Below are 14,431 nucleotides of genomic sequence, written 5' to 3' on the forward strand. Positions count from 1 at the left end.
GCTCCGGTGCCCCGGCCGTGGCGCACGTGGCCGCCGACCGACATCTCGCACGGCGCTCCGCTCAGCCCTGGGCCCTCGCCCTGCGGGAGACCACCGCGCGCAGCACTCGCTGCCCCTCGGTCGAGAGGTCCAGGGCCCGGCGCAGCCCCGCGCCGCCGGCCGACGGGTCCGCGAGGATTTCCAGGATCTCGGTCTGGCGCCTGAGTTCACCCGCGACGAGCGGGCCGGCGCCGTCCGTGTCTCCTTCACGGCAGCTCGTCAGCCGCTCGGCGTCGGCGTCCTCATCGCCCGGGTCCCCCGCGTCCAGCCGGTGGTGGATCTCCAGTGCCACGACCGAGCAGGCGTCCGCCCACTCCCGCAGCGGCGCCTCGGCCCACTCCGAGGGCGCGGCGCCCAGCATCTGCCGTACCAGGGCCGCCGACTCGCCGGTGGCGGCACTGCCTTCGAGGGCGTCCCGGGCCGCGGTCAGCCGCTCCGCCCAGTCCTCCTCGCCGACCGCGACGCCCGCCCACAGCGGGCGCAGTACACCGGCCTCCTCCACGAACAGCGGCAGGCACCGGTCGAGGCAGGCGAGCCCGCTCGCGGCCAGGCCCCGTTCATCCGCCCGTGCGATCAGTTCCACCAGGCTCATTGAGTCTCCCGTCGCGGACGCAGTACTCCCCTTACTGCGTCCGGGCGCGCGATTGCGTCACTGCGCGCTGTCCACCTTGTCCGCCAGCGCAGTGAACTCGCCCCAGGTCCGGGCTGGTTCACGCGGGTCCCACAGCTTCTGGGCCACCGCGTGCAGCGGCAGCCGGATGCCCGCGGCCACCTGTTCCTGGGTCTGCGCGTTCGCAAGGTCGCACCACACGGCCAGCCGGCCGCCCAGGATCTGGTCCGAGTAGCGCTGCGGCACCGGCTGGGTGCCGCGCAACACCAGCGGCGTCCACTGCTCGTAGATCCGCCGGCCGTCCGGATAGGTGAACTCATTGGGCTCACCGAGGACGTAGTACAGGAACTCGTCGTTGAGGTTGACGACCTTGCGGCCCTCCGCGAGGTACCCGACCGGCTCCCGCGCCCCGATCTCCTTGCCCGTCCAGTACTCGACCTCGATGTTCTTGTCCGCGGTCACCACCCCGCCCCGGAAGAACCCGTCGTTCCACGCCTTGGGCTGCTTGCCGAGCGGACGCACCACCGCGGCCCGGTCGTTCAGCCAGCCCGTCGCCAGGTCCTGGATCCGCGCGTTCGCGCCGTACTTCTGCCGGGCGGCCGCGGCGAGCTGCGGATAGGAGGCCTCGGGGTCCTTCTTGACCAGCGCCTGGTACTCGTCGGCGCCGAGGTGGAAGTACCCGCCAGGGAAGAGCGGGCTGTACTCGCGGAGCAGATCGTCGACGATCCTGGCCGAAGCCGGCTGGGAGATGTCGATGGCTCCGCGCGTGGGCGCCCCGCTCGCGTCCTTCAGCTGGAGCGAGGGGTGCGCGCGCAGGACCGCGCCCAGGTGTCCGGGGGAATCGATCTCGGGGACAACGGTGATGTGCAGCCGCTGGGCGAGGGCGACGATCCGCCGTACCTCGGCCTTGGTCAGATGCTGCTCGGAGACGATCTCGGGGTGCGAGGTGGACTCGATACGGAAGCCCTGGTCGTCGGAGAAGTGCAGACCGAGCTGGTTGAGCTTGAGGTCGGCCATCTCGCGCAGCCGGTCCTCGATCCACTCGGCGCTGAAGTGTTTGCGCGCGATGTCGACGTTCAGGCCGCGCTGCGGGCGGTCCGGCCCCTCGGTCACGACACCCTCGGGCATCTGCCCGTCGGCGCGCACCGCCTGCTTCAGGGTGCGGGTGCCGTAGAAGACGCCGGCCTCGCCGGAGCCGGTGATCCGCACCCGCCGGTCCTTGGTCGTGAGCGTGTACGACTCGGCGGCGGCCCGCGCGTCCCCGGGCTGCTTCGGTTTCGGCGTGAGCGCGAGCTCGATGTCGCCGGCGCGGGCGGCGACGCCGCCCGCGTAGCGGAGCTTCAGCTCGCCGGAGAGGAGCTTGGCCTCGTCGGCGAGGGCCTCGCTGCCCTTGGCGACGAGGACGCGGGCGGTGGGGGCGGGCTTCCAGCCGGGGCCGCGCGCCTCTTCGTGCGAACGTACGGACGGGATGGTGCGGGGAGCCGTGGACACCGGATACGTGGGACTCGGCGCGGCCGGGGCCTGCGGGGCGGCCACCGTGCCGTCGGTCGGGGTCCTCGCGCCGCTCGTGCCCGTCCCGTCCGGCCAGACGGCCACGCCGACCGAGAGAACGGCAGCACCGGCGACGAGCCCGCCTGCGGTGAGGGCACCGCGCGAATTCCACATCAGCCACTTACCTCCCACAGAGCCTGAAAAGGACCAAGTACCACATAAGGCGTCCACTTCAGGTTCTCAAACTCTCCCTTCCGGGTGAAATTCGCGCATCCGTCGGACAGGTTTCCCCAGCCGTCGATAGCGTGGGGTCACATCCACCCCATCCTTCCCAGGAGCTCACGCTGCCTCCCTCCACTCAGGGTCAGCACGGCCTCGGCCATGCCGCCATACCGGCCCGGAGCAGCGGCGGACTCGTCCGCTTCAACGCCGCTCCCGACGGCGCCGCCGAGGCCGCCCTGCTCGCCTGCTGCGGCAGCCGCCGCTGGGCGCACCGGCTGGCCACCCACCGCCCCTACCCCGATGTCGCCGCGTTGCTCGCGGCGGCCGACGAGGCCAGTTACGACCTCGCCGCCGCCGACCTCGCCGAGGCGCTGGCCGCCGAGGACTCCGCCGACCTCCACCCCAGCGCCCCGCAGGCGGCGCACACCGCACTGCGGGCGGCCCACGCGGCGTACGAGAGGCGCTTCGGCCATGCGTTCGTGATCTGCCTCGACGCCGTACGGCCGTCCGAACAGCTCGATCAGGTACTGGCCGGAATCCGCTCCCGGCTGGCCAACGAGGCGGACGAGGAGAGAGCCGTCACAGCCGACGAACTGCGCCGGCTGGCCCGCGGACGCCTCGCCGACCTGGTGGCAGATCAGCTGTAATCGGCCGATTCGGACTGTCCCGATAGCCCATCGGTGCCTGTTTGATTGCTTGTTTGATCACACCTGCGGACCCCGGGCGAGCGAACCGACAAGTCGTCGCTACGATGGCCAGGGCCGGTGGACCGTACCCGGCCGGGCCTGGTCGACAAACAGAAGCCGGCAGGCCCTGATCCCCGCTCCCGGAGGGTTCTTCCGTGCCGGCTGGAACGCTGTACCGCGGCCGGGAAGGTATGTGGTCCTGGGTGGCTCATCGAGTCACCGGCGTCCTCATCTTCTTCTTCCTGTTCGTACACGTCCTCGACACCGCTCTCGTCCGCGTCTCCCCCGAGGCGTACGACGATGTCGTGGCAACCTACAAGACACCGCTCGTCGCGCTGCTGGAGTACGGCCTCGTCGCCGCCATCCTCTTCCACGCGCTGAACGGCCTGCGTGTCATCGCTGTGGACTTCTGGTCCAAGGGCCCCCGCTACCAGAAGCAGATGCTCTGGACCGTGATGGGCATCTGGGTCGTGCTGATGGCCGGGGCGCTCTACCCCGTGCTCGGGCACGCCGCACAAGAAGTATTCGGGAGCTGACGCAGATGTCCGCTGACACCTCATCTTCGACCGGGTCCGTCGAGGGCGTGAGCCTGTACGACGCCGACAACCCGGCTCCGGTCATCGAACCGCCCCGCCAGCGCAGCCGCAAGACCCCCAAGTCGACGCGCGGCAACTTCGAGATGGTCGCATGGCTCTTCATGCGCCTGTCCGGCATCGTGCTGGTCGTCCTGGTCATCGGCCACCTGCTGATCCAGCTCGTGCTCGACGGCGGCGTCTCCAAGATCGGCTTCGCCTTCGTGGCCGGCCGCTGGGCCTCGCCGTTCTGGCAGACCTGGGACCTGCTCATGCTGTGGCTCGCGATGCTGCACGGCGCCAACGGCCTCCGCACGGTCATCAACGACTACGCGGAGCGTCCCCGGACGCGCCTCTGGCTGAAGGGCCTGCTCTACACCGCCACGGTGTTCACCATCCTTCTGGGCACGCTGGTGATCTTCACCTTCGACCCGAACATCCGCTAGAGCCGGGGCTGAGGCTTAACCCATGAAGATCCACAAGTACGACACCGTCATCGTCGGCGCCGGCGGAGCCGGCATGCGCGCGGCCATCGAGTCGACGAAGCGCAGCCGCACCGCCGTGCTGACGAAGCTCTACCCGACCCGCTCCCACACCGGCGCGGCGCAGGGCGGCATGGCCGCCGCGCTCGCCAACGTGGAGGAGGACAACTGGGAGTGGCACACCTTCGACACGGTCAAGGGCGGTGACTACCTGGTCGACCAGGACGCCGCCGAGATCCTGGCGAAGGAGGCCATCGACGCCGTCCTCGACCTCGAGAAGATGGGCCTGCCGTTCAACCGGACCCCGGGCGGCACCATCGACCAGCGCCGCTTCGGCGGCCACTCGCGCAATCACGGCGAGGCCCCGGTCCGCCGGTCCTGCTACGCCGCGGACCGCACCGGTCACATGATCCTCCAGACGCTGTACCAGAACTGCGTCAAGGAGGGCGTGGAGTTCTTCAACGAGTTCTACGTCCTGGACCAGCTGATCACCGAGGTCGGCGGCGTCCGGAAGTCGGCGGGTGTGGTCGCCTACGAGCTGGCCACCGGCGAGATCCACATCTTCCAGGCCAAGGCCGTGATCTACGCGTCCGGCGGCACCGGCAAGTTCTTCAAGGTGACGTCCAACGCGCACACCCTGACCGGTGACGGCCAGGCAGCCTGCTACCGGCGCGGTCTGCCGCTGGAGGACATGGAGTTCTTCCAGTTCCACCCGACGGGCATCTGGCGCATGGGCATCCTGCTGACGGAGGGCGCCCGTGGTGAGGGCGGCATCCTCCGCAACAAGGACGGCGAGCGCTTCATGGAGAAGTACGCGCCGGTCATGAAGGACCTCGCGTCGCGTGACGTCGTCTCGCGCTCCATCTACACGGAGATCCGCGAGGGCCGCGGCTGCGGTCCCGAGGGCGACCACGTCTACCTGGACCTCACCCACCTGCCGCCGGAGCAGCTCGACGCCAAGCTCCCGGACATCACCGAGTTCGCGCGTACGTACCTCGGCATCGAGCCGTACACGGACCCGATCCCGATCCAGCCGACCGCGCACTACGCCATGGGCGGCATCCCGACCAACGTCGAGGGCGAGGTCCTCGCCGACAACACGACGGTGGTCCCGGGTCTGTACGCGGCGGGCGAGGTGGCGTGCGTCTCCGTGCACGGAGCCAACCGCCTGGGCACCAACTCGCTCCTGGACATCAACGTCTTCGGGCGCCGGGCCGGCATCGCGGCCGCCGAGTACTCCGCGAAGGCCGACTACGTCGAGCTCCCGGAGAACCCGGCGCAGTTCGTCGCCGACCAGGTCGAGCGGCTGCGCAGCTCCACCGGCACCGAGCGGGTCGCGGAACTGCGCCGCGAGCTGCAGGAGACCATGGACGCCAACGTCATGGTGTTCCGCACCGAGCAGACGATCAAGACGGCGGTCGAGAAGATCGGCGAGCTGCGCGAGCGGTACCTGCGCGTGTCCATCCAGGACAAGGGCAAGCGGTTCAACACGGACCTGCTGGAGGCCATCGAGCTGGGCAACCTGCTCGACCTGGCCGAGGTCATGGCCGTGTCCGCCCTGGCCCGCAAGGAGTCCCGCGGCGGTCACTACCGCGAGGACTTCCCGAACCGCGACGACGTCAACTTCATGCGCCACACCATGGCGTACCGCGAGGTCGGCGACGACGGCATCGAGTCCATCCGTCTCGACTACAAGCCGGTCGTCCAGACCCGCTACCAGCCGATGGAGCGTAAGTACTGATGGCTACCCCGACCCTGGACAAGGTGGAGGCCGAAGCCGCCGCCTCCCCGTACATCACGGTCACGTTCCGGATCCGCCGCTTCAACCCCGAGATCTCGGACGAGGCGACCTGGCAGGACTTCCAGATCGAGATCGACCCGAAGGAGCGCGTGCTCGACGGTCTCCACAAGATCAAGTGGGACGTCGACGGCTCGCTCACCTTCCGCCGCTCGTGCGCCCACGGCATCTGCGGCTCCGACGCGATGCGGATCAACGGCAAGAACAGGCTCGCCTGCAAGACGCTGATCAAGGACATCAACCCGGAGAAGCCGATCACGGTCGAGGCCATAAAGGGCCTCACGGTCCTCAAGGACCTCGTGGTCGACATGGACCCGTTCTTCCAGGCCTACCGCGACGTGATGCCCTTCCTCATCACGACGGGCAACGAGCCGACCCGCGAGCGCCTGCAGACCGCCGAGGACCGAGAGCGCTTCGACGACACCACCAAGTGCATCCTGTGCGCCGCGTGCACGTCCTCGTGCCCGGTGTTCTGGAACGACGGCCAGTACTTCGGCCCGGCGGCGATCGTCAACGCGCACCGCTTCATCTTCGACTCGCGTGACGAGGGCGGCGAGCAGCGGCTGGAGATCCTGAACGACAAGGACGGCGTGTGGCGCTGCCGCACGACGTTCAACTGCACGGACGCGTGCCCGCGCGGCATCGAGGTCACCAAGGCGATCCAGGAAGTGAAGCGCGCCCTGATCACGCGCCGCTTCTAGTTCCCTCCGCCCGCGCTGTACGAGGGCCCCGCCACCCGGACCCACTCCGGCCGGCGGGGCCCTCGGCGTCGTACGCCGAGGGCTGTGCGCGGGCCGCTGGAAAGTGGCTGCGGGACGCGCCGGACGGGTGCACCTCGATCGGGTGAACCGCACCGCGGAAACAGGCACAACGGCGCGCAGTACTTCAACGTACTAGTATGGAGACGTACTGCTGGATGAGGGCTCATGGTCTGGCGTCTTGAAATGGCCAGGGAGGTTCGCGACTGGCTGCACGAGCTCAGGAAGAACGACCGCACCACCGCGATTCTGGGCCGCTGGCCGAGGCACGCTGTGCCGAGTGGCTGGAGCACCTTGCTCAGCGGCAGAAGAAGGAGGCACAGCAATGACCAGCTTCCACTCCTGGGACGAGGTCAAGGACGAGGTCTTCGACGCTGAGGACCTCGAGGAGATCACCGCAGGGGCCCGGCGCATGGTGGCAGAGGCGCGCGCCCACCGGCTCGCCGAGATGCGCAAGCAGCTCGGTCTCACTCAACGCGAAGTGGCCGACCGGATGCATGTGAGGCAGGAGCGAGTGTCCGCCATCGAGCGAGGCAGGGCCACATCCACGGAAGTGGGGACCGTAGCGGCATATGTCGCAGCGCTGGGCGGCGAGTTGGAGATCGTCGCCAACTTCAACGGGACCCGGGTGGTAGTGGCCTGACAGGTCAGACTGACAGCGACACGGTTTGCACCCCTGTGAGTGGCGGGGCGCGCACGCCCGTTCCGCCGCGCGCATCTGCCAGAACGCGTCAGCCGCCTTCGGTGATCCGCGGGGCAGGTTCGTTCTCGTAGTTGGCCGGGCCGAAGTTGGCGTTCACGTACCTCTCCCAAGAACCGTCCTGGACCATCTTCTTCAACGCCGAGTTGATCTTGGTCTGGAGCTCCTTGTCGCCCTTCTTCAGACCAATGCCGTACTTCTCGTTGCTCAGATTCAGGCCCGCGAGCTTGAACTTGCCCTGGTTCGCCGGCTGAGCGGCGTAGCCGGCCAGGATGGAGTTGTCCGTGGTCACGGCGTCGAGAACGGTGTCGTGCAGGGCGTCGAGGCACTCGGAGTAGCCGTCGAGTTTCAGCAGAGCGGCCTTCGGGGCCAGCTTGTCCTTGACGTTCTGCGCCGAGGTGGAGCCGGTGACCGAGCACAGCCTCTTGCTGTTGAGATCCTCGGCCTCCGTGATGCTGCTCTCGTCGGCACGGATCAGGAGGTCCTGGTGGGCCACGAAGTACGGGCCGGCGAAGTCGACCTTCTCCTTGCGCTTGTCACTGATCGAGTAGCTCGCGACGACGAAGTCCACTTGCCCGAACTGGATCATCACCTCACGGTCGGCGCTGTAGACCTGCTTGAACTCGATCCGGTCCGGCTGATAACCGAGCTCCTTGGCCACGTACGTCGCGACGTCCACGTCGAAGCCGGTGAACCTGCCGTCCGGCGTTCTCAGTCCGAGGCCGGGCTGGTCGAACTTGATGCCGATGGTAATCGTGTCCGTGCCGTCCCCATCGCCATCGCCTCCGCACGCGGAGACGGTCAGGGCGAGGGCGACGACCGCGGCGACCGCGACGCCTGCCTGGGAAAACTTCATGGCGAACGTCCTTCGGGCTGCTGCGTTGCCTGGCTGCAAGACGCTAGAGAGGCCGTAAGCGCAGCGTCCATAGATCTGACCAAGAATTGAGCATCACGATCCGGCTCGATGCGTGTCCGGGTCGCCTCACAGCTGGCTGAGGATCGTCGGATCGGTGATCTCCCTGTCCTTGGCCAGCATCATCGCCTTGCTGAGGATGACCGCCAGTGTGCGGTCGCCCTCGAACGGCAGGTAGCCGGTGTCCGGGCCGCCGCCGCCCGATTTGGGGACGATGCACAGGTACTGGTCGTGCGGGGTCATCAGGATGTTGCCCGAGCCGAGGTGGATCTTGTACGTGTGCAACTCGCCCCGCACATGCAGGAACCGGCCCTCGATCGTGCACCGGTCGGCCATCGCGAGCCGCGGGACGAGCCGGGTGAGGAGTTCCCGGCGGGTCTCGGCGCTCTGGTTCAGCTCGCCGAAGCCGTACGACGTCCAGTACTCCCGGAACCGGCCGCCGGGGCCGCCGTCCAGCCAGGTGGGATCGTTGCCCACGCTTGCCACGCCCACGAACAGGTCGACGTCCCGCAGGACTTCGCTGAGCACGATCTCCGGTATGTCGCCCAGAGGCAGCGGCTCGACCGGCGCCCGGCCGTCCCGCAGCCACATGCCGTACTCGCCGCCGTAGCAGCTCGCGAGGTTCTCCGGGGCGTCGATCGGATAGAAGCGCACCTGGTCGGTACGCAGGCGGAGGTAGCTGCCGGACTCGGTGGTGTCCACGCCGTACTCGCCGCCGTCGCCCTCGATCCAGTACTCGGCGCGCAGCCCCCACTGCGGCAGTTCACGGGTGGCGGGCGGTGCGCTGTCGTCGACGCAGAGCCGCAGCACATTGCGCCAGCCGCGCACGGCCGCCAGCGAGTGGAACTGGTGCTGGCGCAGGATGTGCGCGGCGAAGCGGTTGGAGTACGTGCCGGTGTTCCGCTCGGCGTCGGTGAGCAGGTACACCTCGCGGTGCGCCTGCTTGAACGGCTGGGTGATCCCGTGCCGTTCGAGCCAGTCGCGCCAGGCGACCACCTCCGCGACCGGCCGGCCGACGGGATGCCACAGCTCGACGGTGCCGCCCTCGGCGCCCACGGCCACCGGGTCGTCGCTCAGGCCGCGCAGCTCGCCGTCGGCGAAGCCGCATGCCCTCCCGTCCACGGTCCACAGCAGCCGACGGGCCAGAGTGCCGACGAGGGGGTGATCGAGGTACCGCTCGCGCCAGGCCTTGTACGTCCAGGTCCTGCGGGCCAGGAACTGCCGGTCCAGGCGCTCGGCCTGGGCACTCAGCATCTTGTCGATGTCCTTGGCTGCCGCCTTGAGCTCCTTGAGCTCGTCGGGATGGTCGCGCTTCACCGCGGCGGGCGGGGCCTTGACCTGCTTGCCGGTGGCGTTCAGCCAGGTCAGCCGGGTCCGGCTGCCGGTCACGGTCAGCTCGGCGGTGCAGTCGCCCAGCCGGTGCACGGCACGGCCGGCCCCGGTGAGCCCGTACGCCGGGACGGCGAGCTCCTCGATCTCCTCGCGGCTCATCCCGAGCGAGGTGGCGCGTGAGTCGAGCGCGGCGCCCAGCAGCTTGAGCGTGCCCTTGTACGTGACGCGGGTGGCGAGGCGGGCCAGCTCGGCGAGCGCCGCTTCGCCCTCGATGCGGGCGAGCGCGGTGACCCCCGCGTTGGCGACCTTGGGGTTGCGCGGGCCGAGCCCGGCGACCTTGCGCAGCGAGGTCTCGACAAGCGCGCCCAGCGCGCGGGCCGTTCCCGGCTCCGGCGGCAGCAGGGACAGCACCCAGGCGAGCCCGCGCAGGACGTTGGCGTTGTACGGGTCGTAGGCGTCGTTCTCCGCGAGGACGTGCGGCGCCCCGTTGTACGGCTGGGTACGCGGACGGCCCACCAGGCCGAGCCACGCCACCACGGCGTCCCGTACCTCGTGGGCGTCGAGCCGGCCGACCAGGGCCCGCGCCGCGGTCTCCCACCTGGCGGTGGGCCTGGCGGCGGTCGCGGTGGCCGCGTGCCCGACGAGCGCGCGCCAGTCGGCTCCGAGCCCGGCGAGGTCCGCGAGCGCGCGGTCGGCCCACGCCTCACCGGGGTTGACCGCCGGGTCCGGATGCGCGGCGATCAGCGCGTCCAGCTCGGCGTCCCGGTGGTACCGATCCATGACGGTGCGTCGGATGACGGCCACCACCCGGTCCGGCAGCGCGCGGCCCGCGGCCACCTCGGCGGCCGCGAGGATCTTCAACTCGTGCACCGACCAGGTGGAGTGCATGGACCCGTAGTGCTCCAGCCGCCGCAGCCGCTCCGTGGAGAGCAGATCCTCGGGCAGGTCCCTGGCGAGGACCCCGAGCAGGGTCAGTGCGTGGGTGTGGGTCGGCATTCCCTCCAGGTACGACCGACTGCGCGCCACCAGCGCGTTGGCCAGCCGGAGACGGTCGGCCTCGGCGAGCGCCCGTATGGTGCCGAGCACCGTCACACCGTCGCCGTCCCAGCGGTTCTCGTTGGTGATCGCGATCTTGAGCAACTCGTCGCCGAGCTCACCCATGTTGCCCTCGGCGGCCAGCCGGCCGACCGTCTCGACCCGTTCCGGGTAGCGCGACGCCATCACCCACCCACCAGCGGGACGAGCTTCAGGAACGTGACCTCCGTGCCCAGCGGCAGGTCGGTCTCCGCGTCCAGCTCCTCCAGTTGCCGGTCTCCGACCAGCACCAGGAAGCCGCCCCGCTCAAAGGCGGCGAGCGCCAGCTCGCACTGCCGCTCCGGGTCCATCCGGCGCGGCGTGCGTACCTCGTGCCCGTTCAGCGTGCGCTCGGTGTCCGTCGGCCGCACCAGCCCCCGGAACGTACCGGTGCCCGACGGGCGGGCGTTGAACTCCGCGACCTCCTGGAAGACCCGCCGCCGGATCAGCTCGCGCACCGCGAGCCGCTCCTCCGCGATCTCCAGCCCCCAGCCGTCGGTGCGGCCCCCCGATGTCGTCTCGTCGACGAACGTCACCATTCCCATGCCCAGGAGAGTAGGACCCGGCACTGACAACCGGCCGTCGGGCCGGCCTGTGCTCAGCCGGCCTGTGTTCAGTCCGCCGCCGGGGACGCCGGGGAGACGGGCCGCTCGAAGAACGTCTCCAGGGACACCGTCGCCCGGGTGCCGCTGACGCCCTCGATCGCGTACAGCCTGCGCAGCACGTCCTGGAGCCCCTCCGTGGTCGTGGTCCTGACCTTCACCATCACCGACGCGCTGCCCGCGATGACGTGGGCCTCCTGGATCTCGGGGATCGCGGCGAAGGCCTCGGCCGAATCGCCCATCCACGCCGACGACTCGACCATCACGAAGGCCAGTACGCCGCGCCCGAGGGCGGCCGGGTCCACGTCCACCGTCGTGCGGCGAATGACGCCGCGGTCACGGAGTTTGCGTACGCGCTCATGGGCGGCGCCCGCCGAGAGGCCGACCGCCCTGCCGAGGGCGGCGTACGCCTGGGTGGCGTCCCGCTGGAGCAGCGCGACGAGTTCACGGTCGATGTCATCCACGGTTGCCACCATACAGCGTCCTACGATAGGCATGTTCTACCGAACATTATTCGGCTCATGCCCCGGAGGTTGCCATCATGTCTTCCGATATCCGTACTTCGATCTACGAGATCCTGGACGAGCGCTTCCGCACCGGACGGTGCACCCACGGGGACGAGCGGCTGGAACGGCTCCACGACGACTGCCGCTGGGCCGAAGGACCGGTCTACCTGCCCGCCTGGCGGCAGCTGATCTGGAGCGACATCCCCAACGACCGCATGCTGCGCTGGGACGAACCCACCGGCACCGTCGGCGTGTTCCGCTCCCCCGCCGGCCACAGCAACGGCAACACCCTCGACCGCGAGGGCCGGCTGATCAGCTGCGAGCAGGGCAACCGCCGGGTCACCCGCACCGAGCCCGACGGCAGCATCACCGTGCTCGCCGACCGGTTCGCGGGCAAGCGGCTCAACAGCCCGAACGACGCTGCCGTGAAGTCCGACGGGTCCGTCTGGTTCTCCGACCCGGACTTCGGCATCACCAGCGACTACGAGGGATACCGCGCGGAGAGCGAGATCGGCGCCCGCAACGTCTACCGGATCGACCCGGCCACCGGTGCGGTCACCGTGGTGGCGGACGGCTTCGGCGGCCCGAACGGCCTCGTCTTCTCGCTCGACGAGCGGCAGTTGTACGTGTCCGACACCCGCGCCGGGCACATCCGCGTCTTCGACGTGCGCGAGGACGGCACCCTCTCGGACGGCAAGGTCTTCGCCGAAACGGCGGACACGGACAGCCGGTTCGACAACATCCGTTTCGACGACGAGGGCCGGCTGTGGGCGGCCGCCATGTTCGGCGGAGTGCACTGCTACGACCCGGACGGCACGCTGATCGGCCGGCTGCGCGTCCCCGGGGCGGTCTCCAACATCGCGTTCGGCGGCCCGAAGAACAACCGCCTGTTCATCACGGCGACGACGGCGCTGTATTCGCTGGTGATGTCGGTGACGGGGGCGCCGCGGATCCGCCGCGCCCGCTGAGCCGGGCCGACTCCTCCACCCCTCCGCTTGAACATGTTCAAAAACAGGGCTAGATTCATTCATGCCAGCTTTTTGAACACGTTCAAGGAGGGGTGGGGGATGGACCTCACTGTTGTCGCGTACGCCGTCTACCTGCTGATCAGCGTCGCGCTCACCATCTGGGTGGCCCGGACGCTCAGCCGCAACGGACGCATCTTCATCGCCGATGTGCTGCGCGGAGACGAGAAGCTCGCCGACGCGGTCAACCACCTCCTGGTGGTCGGCTTCTACCTGGTCAACCTCGGCTTCGTCGCGCTGTACCTCAAGGCGGCCGAAGCCGTCGAGAACGCCCGCGGGCTCTTCGAGGCGCTCTCGGTGAAGATCGGTGTCGTCCTGCTCGTCCTCGGCGTCATGCATCTCGGCAACGTCTGGGTCCTCAACAAGATCCGCCGGCGCGGGGTCATGGACCGCGAGCAGGTCCCGCCGGTCGGCCCGCAGGGCTGGACGAACCAGACCGGTCCGGGCCCGTGGGCCGCACCCGCCGCCGGTCCCGCCGGCGCCGGGGCGTGAGCGCGGTGGGCACCCCGGTCCGGGCACTGACCGTCCTGTACGACTCCCAGTGCTCCCTCTGCGTCCATCTGCGGAACTGGCTGCTGCGGCAGCGGCAGCTGGTACCGCTGGACATGGTGCCCGCCGGGTCGGCCGAGGCGCGGCGCAGGTACCCCGGCCTCGACCACGCCCGCACCCTGCGGGAGATCACCGTCATCGGCGACCGCGGCCAGATCTACGCCGGGCCGGCGGCCTGGATCGTCTGCCTCTGGGCCCTGGCCGAGCACCGGCCGAAGGCCCACTGGCTCGCCACCCCGGCCGGCCTGCCCTTCGTACGCGGGACGATGCTCGCGGCGGCGAAGTACCGCGCGGCCACGTCGTCCGGGCCGGCGGCGGGAACGCCCTGCGACGACCGGTGCGCCGTACCCAGTTAGGCTCGGACACCGTGACTGAAGCGAAGGCCCCCAAGAGCGAGCAGACCCGGACGCTCATCCTCGAAACCGCGCTCCGGCTCTTCCAGGAGCGCGGTTACGACAAGACGACGATGCGGGCCATCGCCAAGGAGGCCGGGGTGTCGGTGGGGAACGCCTACTACTACTTCGCCTCCAAGGAACATCTCGTCCAGGGCTTCTACGACCGGATCTCCGCGGAACACCAGGCGGCGGTCCGGTCCGTGCTGGACCGGGAGACCGATCTGGAGACCCGGCTCGCCGGCGTGCTGGGGGCCTGGCTGGACATCGCGGCGCCGTACCACGAGTTCGCGGCCCAGTTCTTCAAGAACGCGGCCGACCCGGAGAGCCCCCTCAGCCCGTTCTCCCCCGAGTCGGAACACGCCCGCGAGGCGGCCGTCTCGATCCACCGGGAGGTGCTGGCCGGCTCCAAGGCCAAGGTTCCGGACGAACTCGCGGACATCCTTCCCGACTTGATGTGGCTCTCCCAGATGGGTCTGGTCCTGTACTGGGTCTTCGACCGCTCGGAGGGCCGCGAGCGCAGCCGCCGCCTCGCCGAACGGGGTGCCCGCCTCACCACCCGCGGCGTCGCGCTGGCCCGCTTCCGGGTACTGCGGCCGCTCGTCCGCGAGGTGCACGAGCTGTTCACGGACTTCCTGCCAGGCATGGCGGAGACGGTCGCGGCCCGCAAGAGGTCCTGA

General features: G+C 69.6%; 16 protein-coding genes. 10 read left to right on the plus strand and 6 right to left on the minus strand.

What is annotated here, in order from left to right:
* Window positions 1–61: 61 nt before the first annotated feature.
* Window positions 62–631: a hypothetical protein gene (locus ACWV17_RS16415; protein ID WP_455352561.1), complete on the minus strand. Its 570-nt coding sequence runs from the start codon at window positions 629–631 to the stop codon at window positions 62–64.
* Between the two features lie 57 nt (window positions 632–688).
* Window positions 689–2,314 carry a beta-N-acetylhexosaminidase gene (locus tag ACWV17_RS16420; protein ID WP_455360301.1) on the minus strand — a complete coding sequence of 542 codons (1,626 nt, stop codon included), beginning with the start codon at window positions 2,312–2,314 and terminating at the stop codon, window positions 689–691.
* 215 nt (window positions 2,315–2,529) lie between these two features.
* On the opposite strand from ACWV17_RS16420, the gene ACWV17_RS16425 reads away from it, so the two are divergent.
* The 6 genes from ACWV17_RS16425 (at window position 2,530) to ACWV17_RS16450 (ending at window position 7,301) form a co-directional block, all read left to right on the plus strand.
* Window positions 2,530–3,009 carry a 2-oxo-4-hydroxy-4-carboxy-5-ureidoimidazoline decarboxylase gene (locus ACWV17_RS16425; protein ID WP_455360379.1) on the plus strand — a complete coding sequence of 160 codons (480 nt, stop codon included), beginning with the start codon at window positions 2,530–2,532 and terminating at the stop codon, window positions 3,007–3,009.
* 194 nt (window positions 3,010–3,203) lie between these two features.
* A complete protein-coding gene (gene sdhC, locus ACWV17_RS16430; RefSeq protein ID WP_455352559.1) occupies window positions 3,204–3,584 on the plus strand; it encodes a succinate dehydrogenase, cytochrome b556 subunit in 381 nt (126 codons plus the stop codon).
* Between the two features lie 5 nt (window positions 3,585–3,589).
* Entirely contained in the window at window positions 3,590–4,066 is a 477-nt protein-coding gene (locus ACWV17_RS16435) for a succinate dehydrogenase hydrophobic membrane anchor subunit (protein ID WP_455352558.1), read from the plus strand.
* A 22-nt stretch (window positions 4,067–4,088) separates the two neighbouring features.
* On the plus strand, window positions 4,089–5,843 hold the full coding sequence (gene sdhA, locus ACWV17_RS16440) for a succinate dehydrogenase flavoprotein subunit (RefSeq protein WP_455360302.1): 1,755 nt from the start codon (window positions 4,089–4,091) through the stop codon (window positions 5,841–5,843).
* The gene (locus ACWV17_RS16445) at window positions 5,843–6,601 is read left to right on the plus strand and encodes a succinate dehydrogenase iron-sulfur subunit (protein WP_455360303.1); all 759 of its coding nucleotides are present in this window, start codon (window positions 5,843–5,845) and stop codon (window positions 6,599–6,601) included. Before sdhA ends, ACWV17_RS16445 begins: the two co-directional genes overlap by 1 nt.
* 382 nt (window positions 6,602–6,983) lie before the next feature.
* Window positions 6,984–7,301: a helix-turn-helix domain-containing protein gene (locus ACWV17_RS16450; protein ID WP_455360304.1), complete on the plus strand. Its 318-nt coding sequence runs from the start codon at window positions 6,984–6,986 to the stop codon at window positions 7,299–7,301.
* 88 nt (window positions 7,302–7,389) lie between these two features.
* Here ACWV17_RS16450 and ACWV17_RS16455 read toward each other — a convergent pair whose 3' ends face one another.
* The 4 genes from ACWV17_RS16455 to ACWV17_RS16470 all read right to left on the minus strand — a co-directional run bounded on the left by ACWV17_RS16455 (window position 7,390) and on the right by ACWV17_RS16470 (window position 11,743).
* Complete coding sequence (locus ACWV17_RS16455) at window positions 7,390–8,214, minus strand: glutamate ABC transporter substrate-binding protein (RefSeq protein ID WP_455360305.1); 825 nt, start codon at window positions 8,212–8,214, stop codon at window positions 7,390–7,392.
* Between the two features lie 126 nt (window positions 8,215–8,340).
* The gene (locus tag ACWV17_RS16460) at window positions 8,341–10,824 is read right to left on the minus strand and encodes a DUF4132 domain-containing protein (RefSeq protein WP_455360306.1); all 2,484 of its coding nucleotides are present in this window, start codon (window positions 10,822–10,824) and stop codon (window positions 8,341–8,343) included.
* On the minus strand, window positions 10,824–11,222 hold the full coding sequence (locus tag ACWV17_RS16465) for a hypothetical protein (RefSeq protein ID WP_455360307.1): 399 nt from the start codon (window positions 11,220–11,222) through the stop codon (window positions 10,824–10,826). Before ACWV17_RS16465 ends, ACWV17_RS16460 begins: the two co-directional genes overlap by 1 nt.
* A gap of 68 nt (window positions 11,223–11,290) precedes the next feature.
* The gene (locus ACWV17_RS16470; RefSeq protein ID WP_455360308.1) at window positions 11,291–11,743 is read right to left on the minus strand and encodes an Lrp/AsnC family transcriptional regulator; all 453 of its coding nucleotides are present in this window, start codon (window positions 11,741–11,743) and stop codon (window positions 11,291–11,293) included.
* Window positions 11,744–11,820: 77 nt separating this feature from the next.
* Here ACWV17_RS16470 and ACWV17_RS16475 point away from each other — a divergent pair, with 77 nt between their 5' ends.
* The 4 genes from ACWV17_RS16475 (at window position 11,821) to ACWV17_RS16490 (ending at window position 14,431) form a co-directional block, all read left to right on the plus strand.
* Window positions 11,821–12,753 carry an SMP-30/gluconolactonase/LRE family protein gene (locus ACWV17_RS16475; RefSeq protein ID WP_455360309.1) on the plus strand — a complete coding sequence of 311 codons (933 nt, stop codon included), beginning with the start codon at window positions 11,821–11,823 and terminating at the stop codon, window positions 12,751–12,753.
* 99 nt (window positions 12,754–12,852) lie between these two features.
* Window positions 12,853–13,302 (plus strand): hypothetical protein, encoded by a 450-nt coding sequence (locus ACWV17_RS16480; protein ID WP_455360310.1) that lies wholly within the window; start codon window positions 12,853–12,855, stop codon window positions 13,300–13,302.
* Complete coding sequence (locus tag ACWV17_RS16485) at window positions 13,299–13,715, plus strand: thiol-disulfide oxidoreductase DCC family protein (protein ID WP_455360311.1); 417 nt, start codon at window positions 13,299–13,301, stop codon at window positions 13,713–13,715. The genes ACWV17_RS16480 and ACWV17_RS16485 overlap by 4 nt, the downstream gene beginning before the upstream one ends.
* An 11-nt stretch (window positions 13,716–13,726) precedes the next feature.
* Entirely contained in the window at window positions 13,727–14,431 is a 705-nt protein-coding gene (locus ACWV17_RS16490; protein WP_455352546.1) for a TetR family transcriptional regulator, read from the plus strand.

The sequence above is a fragment of the Streptomyces mabaensis genome, from assembly GCF_053763515.1.